Below are 22213 nucleotides of genomic sequence, written 5' to 3' on the forward strand. Positions count from 1 at the left end.
TGTGAAAATTAGTCTTTTCTCCATTTTTTTGATTCCTCAAAAACATGTTCTAAAATAGCTGCTTCTCTTTCATCAAAGTCAACATTTCTTCGAGCCATTACTAATCGAGCCGTTTCAAAAGCTTTTTTGGTTATGTAAGTAGTAAAACCCGAAGCGCCACCCCAAGAAAAACTCGGCACAAAATTACGAGGAAATCCGCTTCCAAAAATATTGGCGCTTACCCCTATTACCGTTCCTGTATTGAACATGGTATTAATTCCGCACTTGCTATGATCCCCCATCATCAATCCACAAAACTGAAGTCCTGTTTTAGCAAAACCTTCGGTTTCATAACTCCACAATTTCACTTCTTCGTAATTGTTTTTCAGGTTCGAATTATTACTGTCCGCACCAATATTACACCATTCGCCAAGAACAGAATTTCCTAAAAACCCATCGTGTCCTTTATTCGAATAACTAAATAAAACAGCGTTATTTACTTCTCCGCCAATTCTGGAATACGGACCTACAGTTGTTGCTCCATATATCTTAGCTGCCATTTTTACTGTTGCATTTTCGCACAAGGCAAATGGACCTCTAATTACGGTGCCTTCCATAATTTCAGCATCTTTGCCAATATAAATTGGACCCGTAGAAGCATTCAAAGTAACAAACGCTAACTTAGCTCCTTCTTCTATAAATATATTTTCCGGTGCAATTACATTAACGCTTTTTGGAATGGGTTGCGATTTTCTATCTTCGGTTAAGAATTCAAAATCCTCTCGTATTGCTGCATCATTTTTGGAAAAAATATCCCAAGTATGTTCCACAGTTAAGCAATCATCTTGATATTCTATTATTTCATACGTATCAAAATCTACTTCTTCCTGATCTTCATTAGTATGAAAAGCAATTACTTCGTCACCTTTGAAAATAGCCTGATTTGATTCTAAATTACTAACCATTTCAGCCAAAACATCGTTAGGAAGAAAGGAAGCATTTATCATTACATTTTCTTCTAACTCTACCATTGGAAATTTTTCGGACAGATATTCCTCTGTCAATGTAGTTGTGGTAGAACCCAAACGCATTTCCCATTTTTGACGAATAGTCATAATTCCAATAAGGATATCCGCAACGGGACGCGTGAAAGTAAAAGGCAATAATGCATTTCGAGCAGGACCGTCAAAAAGTATGTAATTCATAAAATTGTTTATTTGTTGATTCGGTTATTTGTTGATTCGAAAATTAATTTTATCAATCTACCGTTTTAATAATATTGACACCAAAGTTACAAAGTTTTCAAATAGATAAAAATAAAAAAAGCCTCCCAAATGGAAGGCTTTACTGTATTTGAAAACAAGTTAAAATTATTTAACGTGTTTAGCGTATTTAGTTTTGAATTTATCGATACGTCCTGCAGTATCAATAAGTTTAGATTTACCTGTGTAAAAAGGGTGTGAAGTTCTAGAGATCTCCATTTTTACAACTGGGTATTCAACACCATCAACTGTTAATGTTTCTCTTGTATCTGCAGTAGATTTAGTAATAAAAACTTCGTCATTTGACATGTCTTTAAATGCAACTAATCTGTAATTTTCTGGGTGAATTCCTTTTTTCATCTTGTTAATCTTTTTTATTTGTTAATTACAACTTGTTTTGAAGCTTTTCTTCTAACAGAAAAGGTATAAACTCATTATAACTTTTTGTTTTACATTATTATTTTGAGTTTGCAAATTTACAATTTTTTTCCAATAATCAAATCTTTGCATCACTTTTTTTATATAATCGTAAAAAGCGATTTTTATCCTCGAATATATTGGGAATTGCTATATTTGTGGATTAATAAATAAACAGCTACTAATGGTTAATGAAATTATAAAAAGAAACGGAATTACATTTGGGATAATTACAGGAGTAATATTATCGTTAATTACTGCTTTAATGTATGCAGTAGACATAGAATTATTCATTGCTTGGTGGACTACCCTTTTAAGCTTTTCTGTTTTTATCATTGTTCCAATTCTATCGCTTTCTAAAACAAAAAAAGAATTAAACGGCATATTCCCTTTTAAAGAAGCTTTTACTACCTATTTTATTACAGCTGCTATTGGGGTACTTATTTCTCTCGCTTTTAAAATCATTTTATTCAATTTCATAGATCCATCAGTAAAAACTGCTTTACTGGATTTAACCATAAAATATTTGATTAGCACTTCTGAAAAATTTGGAGTAGCTGCATCTTCTTTAAATGAAACCATTTTAAAACTAAAAGAAACAGATCCTTATTCCATCGTTGAACAATTAAAAGGGTCTATTTTCAACCTCTTTTTTTGCGCTATATTAGGATTGATTATGGCCGCATTTTTTAAAAGTAAATCTTCATCACAAGAATAAACAGGAATGAATTTATCTATACTCATACCACTTCTTAACGAAGAGGAATCACTTAAGGAACTTTACACTTGGATCATTAAAGTGATGCAAGTGAATAATTACACCTATGAAATCATTTTTCTGGACGACGGAAGTACGGATGATTCCTGGGCTATTATTGAACAATTTGCAAATGAAAACCCTCATGTGAAAGGCGTTCGTTTCATGAAAAATTTTGGAAAATCACAAGCCCTACATGCTGGTTTTGCAAAAGCCAAAGGCGATGTCATCATCACTATGGATGCCGACTTACAAGACAGTCCAGAAGAAATTCCCGGATTGTATGAAATGATTGTCAATGGTAAATTTGATTTGGTTTCCGGTTGGAAAAAGAAACGTTACGACTCCGTAGTTGCTAAAAACTTACCTTCAAAATTATTTAATTGGGCAGCCAGAAAAACTTCAGGGGTTGAATTGAATGATTTTAATTGCGGACTGAAAGCTTACAAAAATGTAGTGGTGAAAAACATTGAAGTTTCGGGTGAAATGCACCGATACATTCCGGTTTTGGCAAAAAATGCCGGTTTTGGCAAAATTGGCGAAAAAGTAGTACAACATCAAGCCAGAAAATATGGTGAAACTAAATTTGGAATGGAACGTTTCATTAATGGTTTTCTCGATTTGATTACCATTTGGTTTCTTTCTCGTTTTGGGAAAAGACCAATGCACTTATTCGGAGCCATGGGCTCATTAATGTTTATAATTGGTTTTTTATTGGCGGGTTATATTGGTGTTTCAAAACTGTACCATATGTATAATGGCATGACCTATAATTTAGTAACCAGTAATCCTTGGTTCTATATTGCTTTAACAACCATGGTATTAGGTACCCAATTATTTTTGGCCGGATTTCTTGGCGAAATAATTTTGCGAACAAAAAACAATGAAGAGCGTTATAAAGTTTCAACTGAAGTTAATTTTTTATAATTTTCACTCAAGATTAAAAAAAACACGAATTTAATGTAAATTGTATTGTTTGATTTTGCAAATTGCATATCCGGAGAATTACTGAAATTTACGTGAACTATTTCTCATCAGGACACAAACTAGCCCTGATAGCAGCGACATCCTTTTTCTTTTTTCAAGAAAAAGATACAGCGGATAGCAGGAATAGCTCCTAAAAAAATTAATTTAATTTACCGAAGCAACTATATTAAAATTTTAAACTAAGAATTTAAAACCTAAAAACATACAAAAATGGATATCAAACAAAACATTTTGGATGCAGTAAATGAATGGCTTACTCCAACATTTGACACAGCAACACAGGAAGCAATCAAAGAATTAATGACTACTTCACCAAAAGAACTGGAAGAAAGTTTTTATAAAAATCTTGAATTTGGAACTGGTGGAATGCGCGGTATAATGGGCGTAGGAAACAATCGCATCAATAAATACACCTTAGGAAAAAGCACACAAGGTCTTTCGGATTATTTGCATACATCATTTCCTAATCAACCCATAAAAGCTGTTATTGCTTATGATTGTCGTCATAATAGTGACACTTTAGCTAAATTAGTTGCAGATGTTTTCTCTGCAAATGGCATTCATGTTTATTTATTTTCTAGTTTGAGACCAACACCAGAATTGTCATTTGCCCTAAAATATTTAGGCTGCCAATGCGGAATTGTTCTTACTGCTTCTCACAACCCACCGGAATATAATGGTTACAAAGTGTACTGGGAAGATGGTGGCCAAATTGTTCCGCCAGAAGATGAAGGAATCATTAATGTTATTGAAAATTTAAATTACGATCAAATCAAATTTACTGCAAATGAAGATTTGATAGAATACATAGATACCGAAGTTGACGAAGCTTTTATTAAATCAACTATCGAAAATGCCAGTTTTGGCACTCCAGCTGAAGCCAAAGAAAACTTAAATATTGTTTTTACTTCTTTGCACGGTACATCAATTACACTTGTTCCAGATACTTTTGCGCAAGCTGGTTATCCTAACGTGCATATTGTTGAAGAACAAAGGGTTCCAAATGGTGATTTTCCAACAGTAAAATCTCCTAATCCAGAAGAACCGGAAGCACTGGCAATGGCATTGGCATTAGCGGATAAAACAAATTCTGATATTGTAATTGGTACTGATCCAGATTGCGATCGATTAGGTGTTGCTGTTCGAAATAATGAAGGACAAATGACTTTGTTGAACGGAAATCAGACCATGATTTTGATGACCGCTTTTTTATTGGAAGAATGGAAAAAAGCAGGAAAAATCAATGGGAAACAATTTGTAGGTTCGACTATCGTTTCAACACCTATGATTATGGAATTGGCATCGGCTTATGGGGTACAATTTAAAGTGGGTTTGACCGGTTTTAAATGGATTGCCAAAATGATAAAAGATTTCCCGGAACTAAAATTCATCGGTGGTGGTGAAGAAAGTTTTGGATATATGGTTGGCGATGCGGTTCGTGATAAAGATGCCGTAGCAGCAACTTTATTAATTTGCGAAGTTGCGGCTCAGGCCAAAGCCAAAGGAAGTACTGTTTATAAAGAATTATTAAAACTTTATGTAGCACATGGTTTTTACAAGGAACATTTGATTTCTATCACTAAAAAAGGAATGGAAGGCTTAGCCGAAATCAATCAGATGATGATTTCTTTACGTGAAAATCCTGTAAAAGAAATTAACGGACAAAGAGTAATCATGTTAGAAGATTACAAATCATCTGTTGCCAAAAACTTACTAACCGGCGAAGAAGAAATCATGGATATGCCAAAAGCAGATGTTTTGATTTATTATACGGAAGACGGGTCAAAAATTTGCGCCAGACCTAGTGGAACTGAACCTAAAATAAAATTCTATATCAGTGTAAATACAGCATTGGATGCTGTTGAAAATTTCTCTAAGGTGGAAGCTGTTTTAAATGAAAAAATAAAAAACATTATCGCTGCCATGCAATTGAATTAATTGAATGCAAATAAATTTTTCTGACAGACCCGACAGGCTTTAAAAATCTTGTCGGGTCTTAATGGTAAAAAACAACATAAATGATCAATTTTAAAAAAATATTCCCTTTTATAATTCCGTATAAAAAGTATGCGTATCTAAACATATTTTTCAATGTTTTATATGCTCTTTTCAGTACACTTTCTTTTGTATCTCTAATTCCTATGATGCAGGTTTTATTCGACCAAACCAAAAGAAATACAGTAATTCCAACTTACAAAGGAATTTGGGAACTTAAAAAATATGGCGAAGATTATCTAAGCTATTATATTACCAATACAACTGATACTTTTGGAGTAGGCCATACCCTATCTATTATGGTTGCTGTGATTATTGTAATCTTCTTACTAAAAAATCTCAGTGATTACATGGCCATGTTTTTCATCACCTTTTTAAGAAATGGTGTCTTGAGAGACATGCGAAATGCGATGTACAAAAAAACCATTGATTTACCGTTAGCCTTTTTTTCAGAGAAAAGAAAAGGAGACGTAATTGCCCGGATTTCAGCAGATGTAAATGAGGTACAAACTTCTTTTCTTTCTATTTTGGAACTTATTGTAAAAGAACCGCTAACCATTATTTTTACCATTACCACCATGTTTACCATAAGTATGAAACTGACACTTTTTGTGTTTATTTTCATTCCGGTTTCGGGTTATGTGATTTCATTGATAGGAAAGCAATTGAAAAAGAAATCAACCAAAGCACAACAAGAACAAGGTATCTTTTTATCTACTATTGAAGAAACTTTAGGCGGATTGAAAGTGGTAAAAGGATACAATTCTGAGCGTTATTTCAATCGCATTTTTCAAGAATCGACGCAACGCTTTTTTACATTATCTAATAGCATTGGCAATCGCCAAAATCTAGCTTCTCCAGCCAGTGAGTTTATGGGAATTATGGTAATTGCTATTTTACTTTGGTATGGCGGACACATGGTTTTGATTGAAAAAACTTTGAACGGAGCATCGTTTATTGCTTATATGGGATTAGCGTATAACATTCTTACACCCGCAAAATCAATATCGAAAGCCTCGTATGCTGTAAAAAGAGGAAATGCTGCTGCAGAACGCGTTTTGGAAATTCTGGACCAGGAAAACACCATTAAAAGCAAGGTAAATGCTATCAAGAAGGATTCGTTTGACACTAACATAGTTATTAAAGACATTAACTTTAAATACGAAGACGAGAATGTTTTAAAGCATTTTTCATTGGAAGTAAAAAAAGGACAAACTGTAGCATTAGTTGGTCAATCAGGAAGTGGAAAAAGTACCATTGCTAATTTATTAACTCGTTTTTATGACGTAAATGAAGGGACAATTTCTATTGATGGAGTTGATATAAAGGAGATGAATATCCATTCGCTGCGTGACTTAATGGGATTGGTTACCCAAGACAGCATTTTATTTAACGATACCATAAAAGCAAATATTTCCCTTGGCAAACATAGCGCAACAGACGATGAAATCATTGAAGCACTGAAAATTGCCAATGCATATGAATTTGTGAACGAGCTACCGTTAGGAATTCACACTAACATTGGCGACAGCGGAAACAAACTTTCCGGTGGACAAAAACAACGTTTATCAATTGCAAGAGCCGTTTTGAAAAACCCTCCAATTATGATTCTGGATGAAGCAACTTCAGCATTAGATACTGAAAGCGAGAAGTTTGTACAGGTGGCTCTGGAAAACATGATGCAAAACCGAACTTCCATTGTTATTGCTCACCGTCTTTCTACCATTCAAAAAGCAGATTTGATTGTAGTGATGCAAAAAGGAAAAATTGTGGAACAAGGCAAACACGAAGAGCTAATTGCGTTAAATGGAACTTATAACAAATTAGTAACCATGCAATCATTCGAATAGTGGTTAAAGAATGGTACTTTTATGTTTTAATGTGCGTAAAATCTTAAAGCTAAAAAATGTATCTTAATAACACAAACATAAAACTTCCAGAAGATCCAAATACTATTGTTTGGAAATACCTTGACTTGTCTAAGTTTCTTGACTTGTTAATGTCTCAAAAGCTTTTTATGTCACGGTCTGATAAATTTGAGGATCAATATGAAGGTACTTTTAGCGAACCCACATTTGAAGAAATAAAAAAACTATCGATTGATAATCCTGAATTTCTCAATTTTTACAAAACACATCGGGAAAAAGTAGCCATTAGCAGTTGGCATATCAACGAATACGAATCCTTTGCGATGTGGCAAATTTTCACGCAAAACAGCGAAGGATTGGCAATTCAATCCACGATTGGGAGATTACAAAATGCACTTCATCCTGAGGTTAATTTCAATCAATACATTGGAGAAGTAAATTATATCGACTACAAAAAGGAGTACATCCCCTTTGATGATATGTTCTTTCCTTTTTTATTCAAAAGAAAGAGTTTTCAATACGAACGGGAAGTACGTATCATTTCGGATGTTGCTGACAATACTATTAAAATCAACGATGGACTTAAAATCAATGTTGACATCAACGAACTCATTGAAAAGATATACATTCATCCAAAATCCGAAAACTGGTACAAAAACCTCGTTATTCAATTAGTAAAACAATTAGGGTTCGATTTTACAATTGAAAAATCTGATTTAGAAAGTGATATTTTAATTTAGGTTTTAAACCGGTTTGTAACTAACGATTTTCCATTGTTTATTTGACAAATCAACATAGTTATAATGCACTACATCCATTTTATCAAATTGCCCATTTTTATTGGTATCTTCAACGGTTCTAAAATACAACCGGTTAGTAGATTCTATCAAATTCCAATCGATTAATTCTTGATAACTATCCGATAATTTAGTCAATTTATCTCCGCTAATTTCACTAAGATACAAAGCCTTAATATCACTCGTATCAAGTTTCCCATCTTTATTGGTATCCATATCAACCATCGTATAAACCATGATTTGATTTTTAGTTTTATCAGCAACTGATTTTAAATACGTTGCAGTTTGAATCAAAACAGGCTCATCTGTCAATGCTTTTATAGAATCTGAACCTATTTTTTGAAACTTTATGTTTTGTAAAAAACCAGTGATTTCATTTTCTCCATAATTAGATATAGTAAAACTCAAATCATTCACACTGGAAGATCCGTATCTTGTTTTTATTCCTCTTTCACGAATGCTCAAATCGCCTACGGGATGAATCAAATAATTAGTTCCTTCCATATGAATAGGCAAATCAGCTATTTCTATATCAGTAGAATCAATTTTGGCAATTTCTTTTCCTTTATTTGCGCCACCGTAAATTACTTTTGGTTTTTCGGCGTCTTCTTTGCAACTGGTTAAAAGTAGAACTGAAAGTCCTAATAATGCTATATGTAATTTTTTCATGATGATGTCTTATTAAAAAATAAATTCAAATGTAATCATTTTTAAAAATGCTCGTGGCATTCTGCAAATGATTTATGATTTAGAAATCTTTCTATCTTTTATAAAAAACGTTTCTAATTCTTTTCTATTATAATTTTGCGCTCAATTTTATATTAAAAACCCTTGTGGTCATATAATTAGGAATGGCATATTGATTTTTTGAATACACATCCCGAACCCAAGTATTGGTAATCGCATTTTGATTGTCAAAAAGATTAAAAATTTCTAATCCTATAGCCAGCTCCTTGAAGCTTTTAAACCAATTGCTATTTCCTGTACCATTATCTATAAGTACTTTAGAAAAACCAACATCCGCTCGGCGATAATCCCTTAATCTGTTTTGATACAAATAAGGATCTGCATACGAAGGCGAACCTCCTGGCAAACCTGTATTGTAAACTAAATTCAGGTATATTTTTACACTTGGAATATTAGGCATGAAATCCTGAAACAAAAGCCCAAATTTCAATCTTTGGTCGGTAGGCCTTGCTATGTATCCTTTGTTATTGCTGTTTTCTTCCGTCTTCAAATATCCAAAACTAAACCACGATTCTGTTCCGGGAACAAATTCGCCATTTAAACGAACGTCCAGTCCTTGTGCATATCCTTTAGCATTATTATTAGCCGCATAACGTATGCGAACATTATCAATGGTATAGGTATTTACATCCGCCAATGATTTATAATACAATTCTGAAACCAGTTTAAAAGGACGATTCCACATCTTGAAACTGTAATCATTACTCAAAACGAAATGAATGGATTGTTGCGCTTTAACATTTGGTTGCACTACTCCATCAGCATCTCTAAGCTCTCTATAAAATGGCGGTTGGTGGTACAAACCTCCCGAAATCCTGAAAACCATATCCTTTTCCCAATTTGGTTTTATGGCAAATTGCGCTCTTGGACTAAAAGTAACTTGAGATTTACCCATTACATTATCTCCTGAAACTTCCCAGTTATGCATTCGCACTCCCGCATTATACCAAACTTCACTTGAACCTAAATTCCCTTTTCTACTCCATTGTGCATACCCAGAAAATCTATTAATCGTATTGAAATTAGTGGCTCTCACGTTTTGATAAGGCACTAAAGGCCCTGTGTAAGAAATGTACGGTTGATCATTTTTAGGCAAAATGACGATTGGTGGATTTATAGAAAATCCTGCCGAATCAATTACTTCCCACTCCACTATTCTATCCCGAATGGATTCTCGAGTGTATTTTACTCCCCATTCGAATTGGTTTTCTTTCCAATCGTGGAATCCTTTTACTTCCGTATTGATAATTAGTGCATCTAAATCATTTCGTGCGTGATTAAGCTGTGAACCAATTCCTCTTGTAAAAGAAACATCGCCATACGTATCTGAACCGATATTGGCATCGACTTCACCCAAGCGATATTGCGCAAAAACATCAAAATGTTCCTGTTCCAAAGTATGAAAAACGGATCCGATAAATTTCAATGTAAAATTACTCGAAGCCTTAAAAGTTGTTTTTATTGCTCCAAAATAAGTATTGTATTTATCTTTTTCCTGACCTTCATAATAAATTGAAAGTGCCATAGGATTATCAATAGTTCCAAAATTAGTTTGGCGTGTCAATGGCTGATATTGGTATTTATTTTGAGAAATGTTTCCTAAAAAACTCCATTGCCATTTGGCCGAAGCCTGATAATTAATATTTGTTTGAATATCAGCAAATGTTGGTGTGAAATTCGTTTGTGTTTCTTGGCTTTTCACCAAAAGACTATTGTTACGATACCGAACTCCCGTTACTGCCGACCATTTTTTATTCTTGGAAACGGCATCTACGGACAGGCTTCCACCAAGAAAACTCGCTTCAAGATTGGCACCAAATTTCACAGGTTTTCTATAGGTAATATCCAACACCGAAGATAATTTATCTCCGAATTTCGCCTGAAAACCTCCAGCAGAAAAATCAATATTTTGAACCAAATCAGTATTCGTAAAACTCAATCCTTCTTGCTGCCCTGAACGAATTAGAAATGGACGATATACTTCGATTTCATTGACATAAACTAAATTTTCATCATAATTCCCGCCACGAACAGCGTATTGTGTGCTGAGCTCATTATTAGAATTTACTCCTGGTAAAGTTTTCAATATATTTTCGATACCTGCATTGGCCCCGGGAATTTTTCGAATCACTTCAGGTTCAATTGTGGTAATTCCTTGTACTCGCTTTTTGTTTTTTGCAATAACGATAACTTCGCCCATCTGTTCCTCATGGTCATTCATTACCAAATTGAATTCATAGTCTTCATTTGATTTTAAAACAATCGAAACAGTTGTCTTTTTTAAAGAAACATGCGTAAAAACAACCACTAGTTTTTGATTAGCAGGAACAGCCAAATCAAAAAAACCATTTGTATTAGATTGAGTTGTTTTACCAAGACAGAAAACATTTACGTTATCTACGGGTTGGTTATTTTTATCAAGAATAATTCCTTTGATTCTGGCTGATTGGGCTGATGCAACAAGTCCAACACAGAAACAAAAGAAAACAAGTAATAATTTATTAGTACTCAAATGGTTTGTTTTTTATTTTTTTTGGCTTCTAAAAAAACGAGTTTCAAAGATAGTCGAATTTCCTACATTATCAATCACAACCACTTTTAAATCATTGGCACCTTCGGCTACAATTCCATCATTGAAATTGTGAATTATTTTTTTAGTTTTATTGTCATATTCGAATAAAATCCAGTTTCCATTCAAATAACCATTATACGATTTTATACCTGACAAACTATCATTTATAGTAAGTTGAATCGTCTTTTGATCACTCAGCCATTTTCCTTCAATAGGTTTCGCTATAGCAATTTTAGGAGCTATAGTGTCCATAATCAATGCATATTTCCCTAAAGTTTTCACTTTTGTATTAAAAACATTCTCTTTCTTATAGGTTGAATTGTAAGTTACTTTTTGACCTTCGATTAAACCTATAAATATTTTTTCTCTTTGCGTTTCTGTATATTTATTGTCTTCTATGGAAATTGTAAAATTAGTATGCGCTGGAACTGTATCATCATGAAGATATAAAGTATCATTTTTTACATCAAAATTCATATCAAAATCCTCATAAAAAGTTCCTGCAGGAAAGAAAACAGACATATTTTCTTTAGCAAAATTACTGTCTTTGTTTGCCCTTACAAAATAGTTAGAAACAACGGGTTCCTTCTCTATAATAGTGGATAATAAATCATATTGTATTGGAATAGAAACAGTGCTTTTATTGCCATTAAAATCTGAAACTTCAACACGATAAACTGAGGATAAATTAGGAGTTACAGTAACAACTCCGTTATTATCATCAGACTGAATAATACTTAATCCGTATTTGTTTTTCATAAATAACTTCTGAACTCTTTGTTGCGTTTTCTTATATTTTGAATAATCGATAAGTGCATTTACATAGCGCATTTCATCAAAAGAATACGTGTCGAATTGATACCCAAAAGTTGGTTTTCCATTAGAAAAAGATTGTACTTTGAAAACGCCGTTTTTATTAAAGGAAACATCATCGTAATCAAATGTGTTAATACCAAATCCAATTTTTCCATTGGCAACAACCTTTTCAGATAAATAAGTACCATCTTTCTGCAATGACAAATTAAGTAATAAGGGACGCTTGGAATGATTCACGGATGTTTTAGTCTCCAATGGATATACATAAACGCCTGAAATGGTAGGCTTTTTAGTATCCTTAATGCTTTTATCAAATCCGAAAAACATAGGATTAATAATTTTTTCTGTTTTAGTATCTCTAATTTCAAAATGCAAGTGTGGCCCCTCAGAACCGCCTGTATTTCCTGAAAAAGCAATTATTTGCCCTTTTTTAACAATCAGTTCATCTGATTTAGGAAACAACTCTATTTCAAAAGATTTTAAGGCATAATGAGCTTTTTTAATATACTCTTCAATAAGTCCATTTGCTATTTGTAAATGCCCATATACGGAAGTATATCCATTAGGATGGGTAATATAAATAGCCTTTCCGTTACCAAAAGTAGAAATTTTGATTCTTGATATATACCCATCGGCAACAGCGTAAACTTTCAATCCTTCTTTCTGCAATGTTTTTAAATCAAAGCCAGCATGAAAATGATTGGGTCTTAATTCTCCGAAATTCCCTGAAAGTTGCATTGGGATATCAAGTGGAGAGCTGAAATAATCTTTGGGATATTCGACCTGAGCAAAAAGAGGACTGCAAAAAAATATAAGAAATATAAAAATTTTCATGGGTTTCATTTTTGCTAAGATAAAAAAAAGTAGTTAATAAAAAATTCATAAAAGAAATCAAATCACAACGTATTGAATTACATATAATTGATTTTTTTAATGTAAAAAAATCAATAAAATATTGTAATAATAAAAAGGAATACTAACTTTGTAAGATTAAGTAATGAATTAGAATTAATAATGAGTGTAATTGCAGAAATAATTGATACTCTTGAAAATAAGGTTGAAAAACTTTTTATTAAATTAAAGAGTTTGGAGAAAATCAATCAAGATTTAAAGGTTGAATTAACAAAATCTGCACAAATCATACAAACTCAACATCAAGAGATTGAAGCGCTAAAAACGCAATATGAAACACTCAAAATTGCTAATACATTATTAGGCAGTGACGATAATAAAAGAGATACAAAGCTTAAAATAAATTCATTAATTCGCGAAATTGATTACTGTATAGCACAACTATCAGATTAATAAAAGATATGGACGATAAGCTTAAAATTAAAATATCAATCGCAGACAGAGTTTACCCGTTAACGGTAGAATTGTCTCAGGAAGAAGGACTTAGAAGCGCCTCAAAGAAAATTGATGTGATGATAAAGCAATTTGAAGAAAATTATGCTGTTCGTGACAAGCAAGATGTTTTAGCCATGTGCGCTTTACAATTTGCTTCTCAAGTAGAACAAAAACAAATTGATAATGCAATTGATGGTGAAGCGACCATTGAAAGATTAAAAAAAATCAATGCGGTTTTAGATCAATATCTCGATAATTAAACGTTCTTTACAAAGACTAAGATACTGCCTACATTAGTTCATATTTGGTAAACTCAACACTAACAATTTAGAATGAGCAAATCATCACTACTAAAGCATGCCACGCTCCGGCGAGGAAACTTGAACAGTGAGTTAGCTCAAAACTTGTCTTTCCGAGTTTATTCAAGCAACCTAATGTAGGCTTTTTTATATATAAATTTTAACAAACATGGACAACATATTAACGATCATTATTACTGGTTTTATAGGTATTGCAGGAGGTTTTGGGATAGCCAAAATAATAGAAAAAAGCAATATTTCTAACTTAATTAAAAATGCAAAAAAAGAAGCGTCATCAATTTTAAAAGATGCTAACCTTGAAGCCGAAAACATAAAAAAAGATAAAATTCTTCAAGCTAAAGAAAAATTTATCGAATTGAAATCGGAGCATGAGCAAGTAATTCTTTCTCGTGACAAAAAAGTAGCAGAAATAGAAAAAAGAGTTCGTGACAAAGAATCTCAAATTTCTAATGAATTGTCTAAAGCGAAAAAAGTTAATGATGATTTTGAATCAAAAACTTTAGAGTACACTACTAAAATAGAAGTTTTAGATAAAAGACAAGCTGAAGTAGATAAATTACATAAAAGCCAATTGCAACAATTGGAAGTCATCTCTGGCCTATCAGCTGAGGAAGCTAAAAATCAATTGGTAGAAGGATTAAAAGCTGAAGCTAAAAGCAAAGCAATGTCTCATATACAAGACACGATTGAAGAAGCTAAATTGACAGCTCAACAAGAAGCAAAGAAAATTATCATCAACACGATTCAAAGAGTTGGAACAGAAGAAGCAGTAGAAAACTGTGTATCTGTTTTCAATATTGAATCTGATGACGTAAAAGGTAGAATCATTGGTCGTGAAGGTAGAAATATTCGTGCCCTTGAAGCTGCAACCGGAGTTGAAATCATTGTAGATGATACACCTGAGGCTATAATTCTTTCTTGTTTTGATCCTGTACGTAGAGAAATCGCACGTTTGGCATTACACAAACTGGTAACTGACGGAAGAATTCACCCAGCACGTATTGAAGAAGTTGTTGCTAAAACAGCAAAACAAATTGATGATGAAATCATAGAAGTTGGTAAACGTACCGTTATTGATTTAGGAATTCATGGATTACACCCTGAATTGATTAAAGTTGTGGGACGTATGAAATACCGTTCTTCTTATGGACAAAATTTACTGCAACACTCTCGCGAAGTTTCTAAGCTTTGTGGAATCATGGCAGCTGAACTTGGTTTAAATGTTAAACTGGCTAAAAGAGCAGGTTTATTACACGATATTGGTAAAGTTCCAGATGCAGAAAGTGATTTACCTCACGCTTTATTAGGAATGCAATGGGCTGAAAAATACGGTGAAAAAGAAGAAGTTTGTAACGCCATTGGAGCACACCACGATGAGATAGAAATGAAATCATTGTTATCACCGATTATTCAGGTTTGTGATGCTATTTCAGGGGCAAGACCAGGTGCGAGAAGACAAGTATTAGATTCTTACATCCAACGTTTAAAAGACTTAGAAGAAGTAGCTTACGGATTTAGCGGTGTAAAAAATGCTTATGCTATTCAAGCCGGTAGAGAACTTCGTGTTATTGTAGAAAGCGAAAAAGTTTCTGATGAAAATGCAGCAAATTTATCTTTTGAAATATCACAAAAAATTCAAACAGAAATGACTTATCCTGGTCAAGTTAAAGTAACTGTGATCAGAGAAACAAGAGCAGTGAATATTGCGAAATAGTCCCCTCCCGACCTCCCCAAAGGGTAGAAGCCTTTATACTTAAAAAAAATGATTAGCCTCAAGCTAATCATTTTTTTTGTTTTACCCCTCCCCTTCGGGGAGGCTGGGAGGGGATTTTTTTCTGGGATGAAAAGTGTTAATTACTTCGGTCAAAAACTTTCGATCAAGATGAACATAAATCTCTGTTGTAGTTATCGATTCATGTCCCAGCATTAATTGAATGGAGCGTAAATCGGCTCCGTTTTCCAGAAGATGCGTAGCAAAAGAATGTCGCAAGGTATGCGGACTGATATTTTTATTTAAATCTATTTTAGTGGCTAAATCTTTAATAATCGTAAAAATCATGGCTCGTGTCAATTGATTTCCTCTTCGATTTAAGAACAACGTATCTTCAAATCCCTTTTTAATATTCAAATGGATTCTCATCGTATTTTTATAAATTTGAATGTATTTTTGAGTTAAATTTCCAATAGGCACAAACCGTTGCTTATTCCCTTTTCCTGTGATTTTAATAAAACCCTCCTCAAAAAACAAATCGGAAATTTTTAAAGCTGTCAATTCAGAAACTCGCAATCCACAACCATAAAGGGTTTCAAGCATGGCGCGATTGCGTTCTCCTTCATTAGTGGTTAAATCAATTGCTGAAATAAGATTATCAATTTCAGCAACAGATAACGTATCTGGAAGTTTTCGGCCCGTTTTAGGTGTTTCAATTAATTCTAAAGGATTAGTATCCCGAAAGTCTTCAAATATTAAATAACCAAAAAAACTTTTAAGCCCCGAAATGATTCTGGCTTGTGAACGCGGATTAACTTGTTTTGAAACATCATAAATAAACTGCTGAATGGTTTCGTCATCAATATGTATTGGAGATATAACAATTCCATTATTTTCCAGAAAAAGACACAAACGTTCTATATCGAAAGAATAATTTTCAATAGTATTCTTTGACAAACCCCGTTCAATTTTCAAATAAGACTGATAGCTTTTTATATAGGTATTCCAATTCATATCCCAAAGTAAAGCATTTTTTTGACATAAAAAACCTCCCAATTGGGAGGTTTCTGATATTGTAATTTTAAAATATTAGAAGTGTAATACAAAACCAATTAACCCTTGAAAAGCATTATCAGCTTTGTTATTGTCAAGGGTCGCATTATAACGAATTGCAGGCTCAATTGAAACATTGTCTCCAATAAATAAAGCATACCCCCCTTGAAAACCAATCCAGTTGGCATTATTTCCGCTTCCTGAAGTACCAGTAAAATCAATACCTACAGGAAACTGACTTACGATGTAATACTTAACTCCTATTTTATAACTAAAAGGATTATAACCATCACCATCGTCTGAGTAACCTAAACCTGCTTTTATTGCTAAATCTTTTATAACAAAATATCCTCCTTCTAAACCAACTGACCAAGCGGTGTTTCCTCCATCAACAGATAGTAAGGAAAACGAAGTATTTCCGGTAGCCCATGAACCAGTATTAGCTTCAATTAACCATTTTCCTTCTGCAGTTTGACCACCGCCATTACTCATTTTTTTGTCTTGAGCATTCACAAATCCAAATGCGAATACCATCACTACTGATAAAATAATTTTTTTCATGATTTATCATTTAAAATTTATATACCCAAAGTTAGAAAAATCAACAATCGCATCAGATTTTACGCCAAAAAACTCGTTGATTGCCAAATTAATCCGTTTAAAAACAACAAAATAAGATTTAACTCATTGATTTTTAATTAATTATAAACTAGTCGATACTTATTAAAAACTTAAAAACACCTTTCTCTTGAATCAAAAACTAAGTAAATATTATAAGTAATAAACATAAAAGTGTAATATTTCTTTACTTTAAGAGTTTTACTTTGTACATTCAAATTAAGGACAATAATTAAATATCAATATTATGAAAAAGACAATCTTAGTTACCGTTTTACTTCTAGCTATTTCAAGTAATATGCAAGCTCAATTAGTTAAGTTTGGAATAAAAGCTGGTTTAAATTATGCAAATCAAACTGGGTCAGATATCACGATTAACAATTCTAATTATAGCACTTCAGCTATTACGAGTTATCATGCCGGTTTAATCGCAGAAATTAAAATTATCGATAGTTTTTCCATACAGCCCGAATTACTATACTCAACCCAAGGAGCAACTTACAAAAATGCCTTTGAAGAATTTAAAAATGAATTGGGCTATTTATCAATCCCTGTTTTGGCAAAAATCAATTTGAATAAAGTAGTTAGCCTTGAACTAGGTCCACAGGCTTCCTTTTTATTGAGTGAAAGGAATAATTTTGATGTCAAAGATGCAAATACTTTTGATTTTGCAGTTGTTGGAGGTTTAGGTCTAAACATTACAAACCATTTTTTCATACAAGGACGTTATGGTTTAGGATTAACAGATGCCTCAAAGGATGCAGAAGTTAAAAACTCTGTTGTCCAAGTTTCAGCAGGTTTTAAATTCTAAGAAAATTAAAATAAATTTAGTAGAACCGTTCCATAAATTGGAACGGTTTTTTTATTTTTACCAAAATAACAATTATGAAAATAAGTATCATCAACGGACCAAATCTTAATCTTCTTGGGAAACGTGAGCCAGAAGTTTACGGCAGCCTAACTTTCGAAGAGTATTTTACTACTTTACAAATAAAATTTCCTGCAATAGAATTCACTTATTATCAAAGTAACATTGAAGGTGAATTAATTGATAAAATTCAGGAATTTGGTTTTTCTTATGATGGCATAATTTTAAATGCCGGAGCTTACACCCATACTTCTATAGGAATTGGAGATGCAATAAAAGCGATTACGACTCCAGTAATTGAGGTACATATTTCGAATACTTTTTCACGTGAAAGTTTCCGTCATCAATCGTATATTTCAGGAAATGCTAAAGGTGTTATTCTTGGATTTGGATTAAAAAGTTATGAATTAGCAGTACAGTCTTTTTTGTAGTTTAAAAGAATAATCAAACAATATATTATAAACAAAAGGCACAAAAAATTTGTGCCTTTTGTCTATTGTCAAATTCATGAATTTGGTTCCACATGAATCAAAACGTGGCCTAATTCAGGAATTTCTTGCCTTAAAGTATCTTTTAGTTTATGGGCTAAATCATGTCCTTCTCTTACTGAAATGTTAGCATCTACTATAGCATGAAGATCAACATGATATTGCATTCCTGCTTTGCGAATGAAACATTTTTCAGTATCAATAATTCCCTCGACTTGAAACGAAACCTTTCTAATTTCATCAACTAAATCATCGTTCAGATGCTCGTCCATGATTTCTCCAAGTGCGGGTCTAAAAATAAGATAACTGTTATACAATATAAAACCAGAAGCAAAAAGTGCTGCCCAATCATCGGCTGATTCATATCCTTTTCCTAAAATTAATGCAATAGAGATTCCAACAAATGCCGCTACCGATGTTATGGCATCACTTCTATGGTGCCAGGCATCGGCACGTAATGAAGAGCTATTCGTTTCTTTACTGCGTTTCATCACTATACGGAACGAATACTCTTTCCAAATAATTATGGCACCAAGAACATAAAGCGTCCAAGATTCAGGCAATTCATGGGGTGTCCCAATATTATCAATACTTTCATATGCAATAATAGTTGCTGATGTTATCAAAAACCCAACAACTAAAAAAGTTATTAATGGTTCTGCACGACCATGTCCGTAAGGATGATTTTCATCTGCTGGTTTATTAGAATATTTGATTCCGAACAAAACTAAAAAAGAGGAAAAAATATCGGTGGTAGATTCTATTGCATCGGCCACTAAAGCATACGAATTACCAAAAAAACCTGCCAAGCCTTTTATAATTGCCAAACAAATGTTTCCTACTATACTAAAATATGTAGCCTTAATTGCTGTCTGTTCTTTTGACATTGTATTGTGTAATAATGAAATTAAAAATCGTTTAAAAATCCCTTTTTTAAATCTGAATTTACATATTCAAAAAGGAATCCTTAAACGATTATTTTTAATAATTAGAAACTTATGCTCGAATAATATTAGCTCCAATCGCTCTTAAACGTTCGTCTATTCGCTCATAACCTCTATCAATTTGTTCTATATTTTGAATGGTACTTGTTCCTTTAGCTGAAAGGGCAGCAATCAATAAGGAGATTCCAGCGCGAATATCTGGTGAAGACATCGTTGTTGCTTTCAATTGTGATTTAAAATCATGTCCCATAACCACTGCTCTATGCGGGTCACATAACATAATTTTTGCTCCCATGTCGATTAATTTATCTACAAAAAACAATCGGCTTTCAAACATCTTTTGGTGTATCAATACATCTCCTCTTGCTTGTGTTGCCACTACTAAAACAATACTCAATAAATCAGGTGTAAATCCTGGCCAAGGCGCATCAGCAATGGTAAGAATAGAACCATCGATATCCGTTTTCACTTCATATCCATCTTCGTGAGCAGGAATATAAATATCATCTCCTCTTCGTTCCAATGTGATTCCTAATTTTCTAAAAGTATTTGGAATAACCCCAAGATTGTCCCAACTTACATCTTTAATTGTAATTTCACTTCTAGTCATGGCTGCCAATCCAATCCATGAACCAATTTCAATCATATCCGGAAGAATTCTATGCTCACAACCCCCTAGATTTTCAACTCCTTCAATGGTTAATAAATTAGATCCAACACCAGTGATGTTTGCCCCCATGGAGTTCAACATTTTACAAAGTTGTTGCAAATAAGGCTCACATGCTGCGTTATAAACTGTAGTTTTTCCTTTTGCCAAAACAGCAGCCATAACAATATTTGCAGTCCCGGTAACAGAAGCTTCATCTAGTAACATATTCGCTCCGGTTAATCCATCTGGAGCTTCTACACCATAAAAATGGTCTTCTCTATTGTAACGAAATTTTGCACCCAGATTGATAAATCCTTCAAAGTGAGTATCCAATCTTCTACGACCTATTTTATCCCCTCCTGGTTTTGGAATATATCCTCGGCCAAAACGAGCCAATAATGGTCCCACAATCATAATAGAACCACGAAGTGAACCCCCTTCTTGCTTAAATGCTTCTGTTTCTAAATATTGTATATTAACATCATCTGCTTGAAAAGTATAAGAGCCGGATCCATTTTTTTGGATTTTAACTCCTAAATTTCCTAAAAGAGTAATTAGCTTATTGATATCAATAATATCAGGAATATTATTAATTGTAACTTTTTCAGGAGTCAAAAGAACTGCACACAAAATTTGCAATGCTTCATTTTTAGCTCCTTGTGGCGTGATTTCTCCTTTTAGACGAATGCCACCTTCTATTTTGAAAATTCCCATATTCTTTTTTTAAGGTTCTGAGGTTCTAGGTTACAAAGGTTCTGAAGTTTTACCGATTTATTAAAAGCAGTAATTCAAAATCTAACCAACTTAATACCTGTTTTATTTTGGATTATTGTTTTTTATGAAAGGTTTTGGTTTACCTGTTTTTAAATTCTTATTGCTAAGAATTTTAGGTTGCCCAACAGGAGTGATTTTATTGGAAACTCGTTTATTAGTTCGCAATAAATCGGTAGTATTTAGAAGCTCTTCGGTACTTTGAAGCAAATTCAACTTACCATCGGATAATTCATATAAGTGTTCAAAAATAACATCATCCTTTACGGTATCTTTATTCCAACTCAAATAGGATTTTTTCATGTGATTGGCAATTACTTTTACCAATGCATTTTTCATTTCGCCATCTTCCCATTTATTAGCGACATCAATCATATATTTTATGTTGTTGCCATAATACCTGTATTTTGGAAAATTTTGCGGGTATTTTAAAACATCTGGTTTTAATTGCAAGACTTCACGAGATGGAATTGGATAGGGTGAATCAGCCACTAATTTAAAATCAGACATGATAAAAATCTGATCCCATAATTTATGTTGAAAATCAGGAACATCTCGTAAGTGAGGATTCAAACTCCCCATCACCTGAATGATATATTTTGCTGCTTTATTGCGCTCCACATCATCTTCAATTTTTGTAGCCTGATCAATCAATTTTTGCAAATGACGACCATATTCCGGAATAATTAAATGGGATCGCTCCGCATTATATTCCAAATGATGGACAGTATCGTTCGCGTTTTCTTTTATATATTTTGAATTCATATTCGAATGTATATTTTTTTGATCTTATATGCCACATTTCCGAAGATTTAAATCATTCGAAATGTATCAAAATTTATTTTATATTACAGGGAAACTATACCTTTAATTGTAGAAACTTCTAGGTATTTATCTACTATTTCTTGCGAATCTTTTACTGTAACGTCTACAGATATACTTGTAAATTTACCCGTTTTGGATTTTGTCGTTTTTATAACCGCTCCCATACAGTCAAAAGCCAACTCAACACGCTCTACATTATCATTTTCTGTTGGCACAATAAACTTAAATAAGTATTCTGCTGGCCATGTATTACTCATATCCAGCTCTACTTTTAATCTTTCGTAAAATTCTGCAGTCTCTTTTTCTTTATCGTTATCCATTTTCAATTTAAAAATAAGAGCAAATATACGGTTTCAAATGTAAATTTTGAATATTTGAAATATGATTTTTTGTCAAATTATGTTTTTACGGCAATCATTTTT

General features: G+C 33.0%; 21 protein-coding genes. 10 read left to right on the forward strand and 11 right to left on the reverse strand.

Annotated features, from left to right (window positions below; translation table 11 throughout):
• Window positions 1-8: 8 nt before the first annotated feature.
• On the reverse strand, window positions 9-1184 hold the full coding sequence (locus tag ACM55H_RS16230; protein WP_416837508.1) for a GlmU family protein: 1176 nt from the start codon (window positions 1182-1184) through the stop codon (window positions 9-11).
• Window positions 1185-1349: 165 nt separating this feature from the next.
• Window positions 1350-1601 (reverse strand): type B 50S ribosomal protein L31, encoded by a 252-nt coding sequence (locus ACM55H_RS16235; RefSeq protein WP_039109118.1) that lies wholly within the window; start codon window positions 1599-1601, stop codon window positions 1350-1352.
• Between the two features lie 241 nt (window positions 1602-1842).
• Here ACM55H_RS16235 and ACM55H_RS16240 point away from each other — a divergent pair, with 241 nt between their 5' ends.
• The 5 genes from ACM55H_RS16240 (at window position 1843) to ACM55H_RS16260 (ending at window position 8005) form a co-directional block, all read left to right on the forward strand.
• The gene (locus ACM55H_RS16240; RefSeq protein WP_416837509.1) at window positions 1843-2376 is read left to right on the forward strand and encodes a DUF4199 domain-containing protein; all 534 of its coding nucleotides are present in this window, start codon (window positions 1843-1845) and stop codon (window positions 2374-2376) included.
• 6 nt (window positions 2377-2382) lie between these two features.
• Window positions 2383-3342: a glycosyltransferase family 2 protein gene (locus ACM55H_RS16245; RefSeq protein WP_039109116.1), complete on the forward strand. Its 960-nt coding sequence runs from the start codon at window positions 2383-2385 to the stop codon at window positions 3340-3342.
• 270 nt (window positions 3343-3612) lie between these two features.
• On the forward strand, window positions 3613-5340 hold the full coding sequence (locus ACM55H_RS16250; protein WP_416837510.1) for a phospho-sugar mutase: 1728 nt from the start codon (window positions 3613-3615) through the stop codon (window positions 5338-5340).
• 80 nt (window positions 5341-5420) lie between these two features.
• A complete protein-coding gene (locus ACM55H_RS16255; RefSeq protein WP_416837511.1) occupies window positions 5421-7247 on the forward strand; it encodes an ABC transporter ATP-binding protein in 1827 nt (608 codons plus the stop codon).
• A gap of 56 nt (window positions 7248-7303) precedes the next feature.
• A complete protein-coding gene (locus ACM55H_RS16260; protein ID WP_416837512.1) occupies window positions 7304-8005 on the forward strand; it encodes a hypothetical protein in 702 nt (233 codons plus the stop codon).
• A 3-nt stretch (window positions 8006-8008) separates the two neighbouring features.
• On the opposite strand, the gene ACM55H_RS16265 is transcribed toward ACM55H_RS16260, so the two are convergent.
• The 3 genes from ACM55H_RS16265 to ACM55H_RS16275 all read right to left on the reverse strand — a co-directional run bounded on the left by ACM55H_RS16265 (window position 8009) and on the right by ACM55H_RS16275 (window position 13031).
• Window positions 8009-8731 carry a CREC-EF hand family protein gene (locus tag ACM55H_RS16265; RefSeq protein WP_416837513.1) on the reverse strand — a complete coding sequence of 241 codons (723 nt, stop codon included), beginning with the start codon at window positions 8729-8731 and terminating at the stop codon, window positions 8009-8011.
• 127 nt (window positions 8732-8858) lie between these two features.
• Window positions 8859-11321 (reverse strand): TonB-dependent receptor, encoded by a 2463-nt coding sequence (locus tag ACM55H_RS16270; RefSeq protein ID WP_416837514.1) that lies wholly within the window; start codon window positions 11319-11321, stop codon window positions 8859-8861.
• A gap of 12 nt (window positions 11322-11333) precedes the next feature.
• Window positions 11334-13031, reverse strand: a complete 1698-nt coding sequence (locus ACM55H_RS16275) for a M23 family metallopeptidase (RefSeq protein WP_416837515.1) — start codon at window positions 13029-13031, stop codon at window positions 11334-11336.
• Window positions 13032-13211: 180 nt separating this feature from the next.
• Here ACM55H_RS16275 and ACM55H_RS16280 point away from each other — a divergent pair, with 180 nt between their 5' ends.
• From ACM55H_RS16280 to rny, 3 genes are all read left to right on the forward strand, one after another.
• Window positions 13212-13502, forward strand: a complete 291-nt coding sequence (locus ACM55H_RS16280) for a hypothetical protein (protein ID WP_416837516.1) — start codon at window positions 13212-13214, stop codon at window positions 13500-13502.
• Between the two features lie 8 nt (window positions 13503-13510).
• The gene (locus tag ACM55H_RS16285) at window positions 13511-13804 is read left to right on the forward strand and encodes a cell division protein ZapA (protein WP_035667727.1); all 294 of its coding nucleotides are present in this window, start codon (window positions 13511-13513) and stop codon (window positions 13802-13804) included.
• 208 nt (window positions 13805-14012) lie between these two features.
• Complete coding sequence (gene rny / locus ACM55H_RS16290) at window positions 14013-15578, forward strand: ribonuclease Y (RefSeq protein ID WP_416837517.1); 1566 nt, start codon at window positions 14013-14015, stop codon at window positions 15576-15578.
• A gap of 81 nt (window positions 15579-15659) precedes the next feature.
• On the opposite strand, the gene xerD is transcribed toward rny, so the two are convergent.
• Both xerD and ACM55H_RS16300 read right to left on the reverse strand, forming a co-directional pair.
• Window positions 15660-16589: a site-specific tyrosine recombinase XerD gene (xerD, locus tag ACM55H_RS16295; protein ID WP_416837518.1), complete on the reverse strand. Its 930-nt coding sequence runs from the start codon at window positions 16587-16589 to the stop codon at window positions 15660-15662.
• Window positions 16590-16664: 75 nt separating this feature from the next.
• Complete coding sequence (locus ACM55H_RS16300; protein ID WP_416837519.1) at window positions 16665-17189, reverse strand: hypothetical protein; 525 nt, start codon at window positions 17187-17189, stop codon at window positions 16665-16667.
• A 304-nt stretch (window positions 17190-17493) separates the two neighbouring features.
• Between ACM55H_RS16300 and ACM55H_RS16305 the strand changes: the two genes are divergently transcribed.
• Window positions 17494-18057 carry a porin family protein gene (locus tag ACM55H_RS16305; protein ID WP_416837520.1) on the forward strand — a complete coding sequence of 188 codons (564 nt, stop codon included), beginning with the start codon at window positions 17494-17496 and terminating at the stop codon, window positions 18055-18057.
• A gap of 74 nt (window positions 18058-18131) precedes the next feature.
• Window positions 18132-18545 carry a type II 3-dehydroquinate dehydratase gene (gene aroQ, locus ACM55H_RS16310; RefSeq protein WP_039109103.1) on the forward strand — a complete coding sequence of 138 codons (414 nt, stop codon included), beginning with the start codon at window positions 18132-18134 and terminating at the stop codon, window positions 18543-18545.
• A 74-nt stretch (window positions 18546-18619) separates the two neighbouring features.
• Here the strand turns inward: aroQ and ACM55H_RS16315 are convergent, their stop codons facing one another.
• The 4 genes from ACM55H_RS16315 to ACM55H_RS16330 form a co-directional block, all read right to left on the reverse strand.
• Entirely contained in the window at window positions 18620-19489 is an 870-nt protein-coding gene (locus ACM55H_RS16315; RefSeq protein ID WP_416837521.1) for a cation diffusion facilitator family transporter, read from the reverse strand.
• Between the two features lie 109 nt (window positions 19490-19598).
• Window positions 19599-20909, reverse strand: coding sequence for a UDP-N-acetylglucosamine 1-carboxyvinyltransferase (gene murA, locus ACM55H_RS16320; RefSeq protein WP_416837522.1), 1311 nt, complete (start codon window positions 20907-20909; stop codon window positions 19599-19601).
• A 102-nt stretch (window positions 20910-21011) separates the two neighbouring features.
• On the reverse strand, window positions 21012-21731 hold the full coding sequence (locus ACM55H_RS16325; RefSeq protein ID WP_039109100.1) for a DUF4290 domain-containing protein: 720 nt from the start codon (window positions 21729-21731) through the stop codon (window positions 21012-21014).
• 83 nt (window positions 21732-21814) lie between these two features.
• Window positions 21815-22111 carry a DUF493 family protein gene (locus tag ACM55H_RS16330; RefSeq protein WP_039109099.1) on the reverse strand — a complete coding sequence of 99 codons (297 nt, stop codon included), beginning with the start codon at window positions 22109-22111 and terminating at the stop codon, window positions 21815-21817.
• Window positions 22112-22213: the final 102 nt, after the last annotated feature.

This window comes from Flavobacterium cryoconiti (assembly GCF_048158645.1).
Lineage (GTDB): Bacteria > Bacteroidota > Bacteroidia > Flavobacteriales > Flavobacteriaceae > Flavobacterium > Flavobacterium cryoconiti.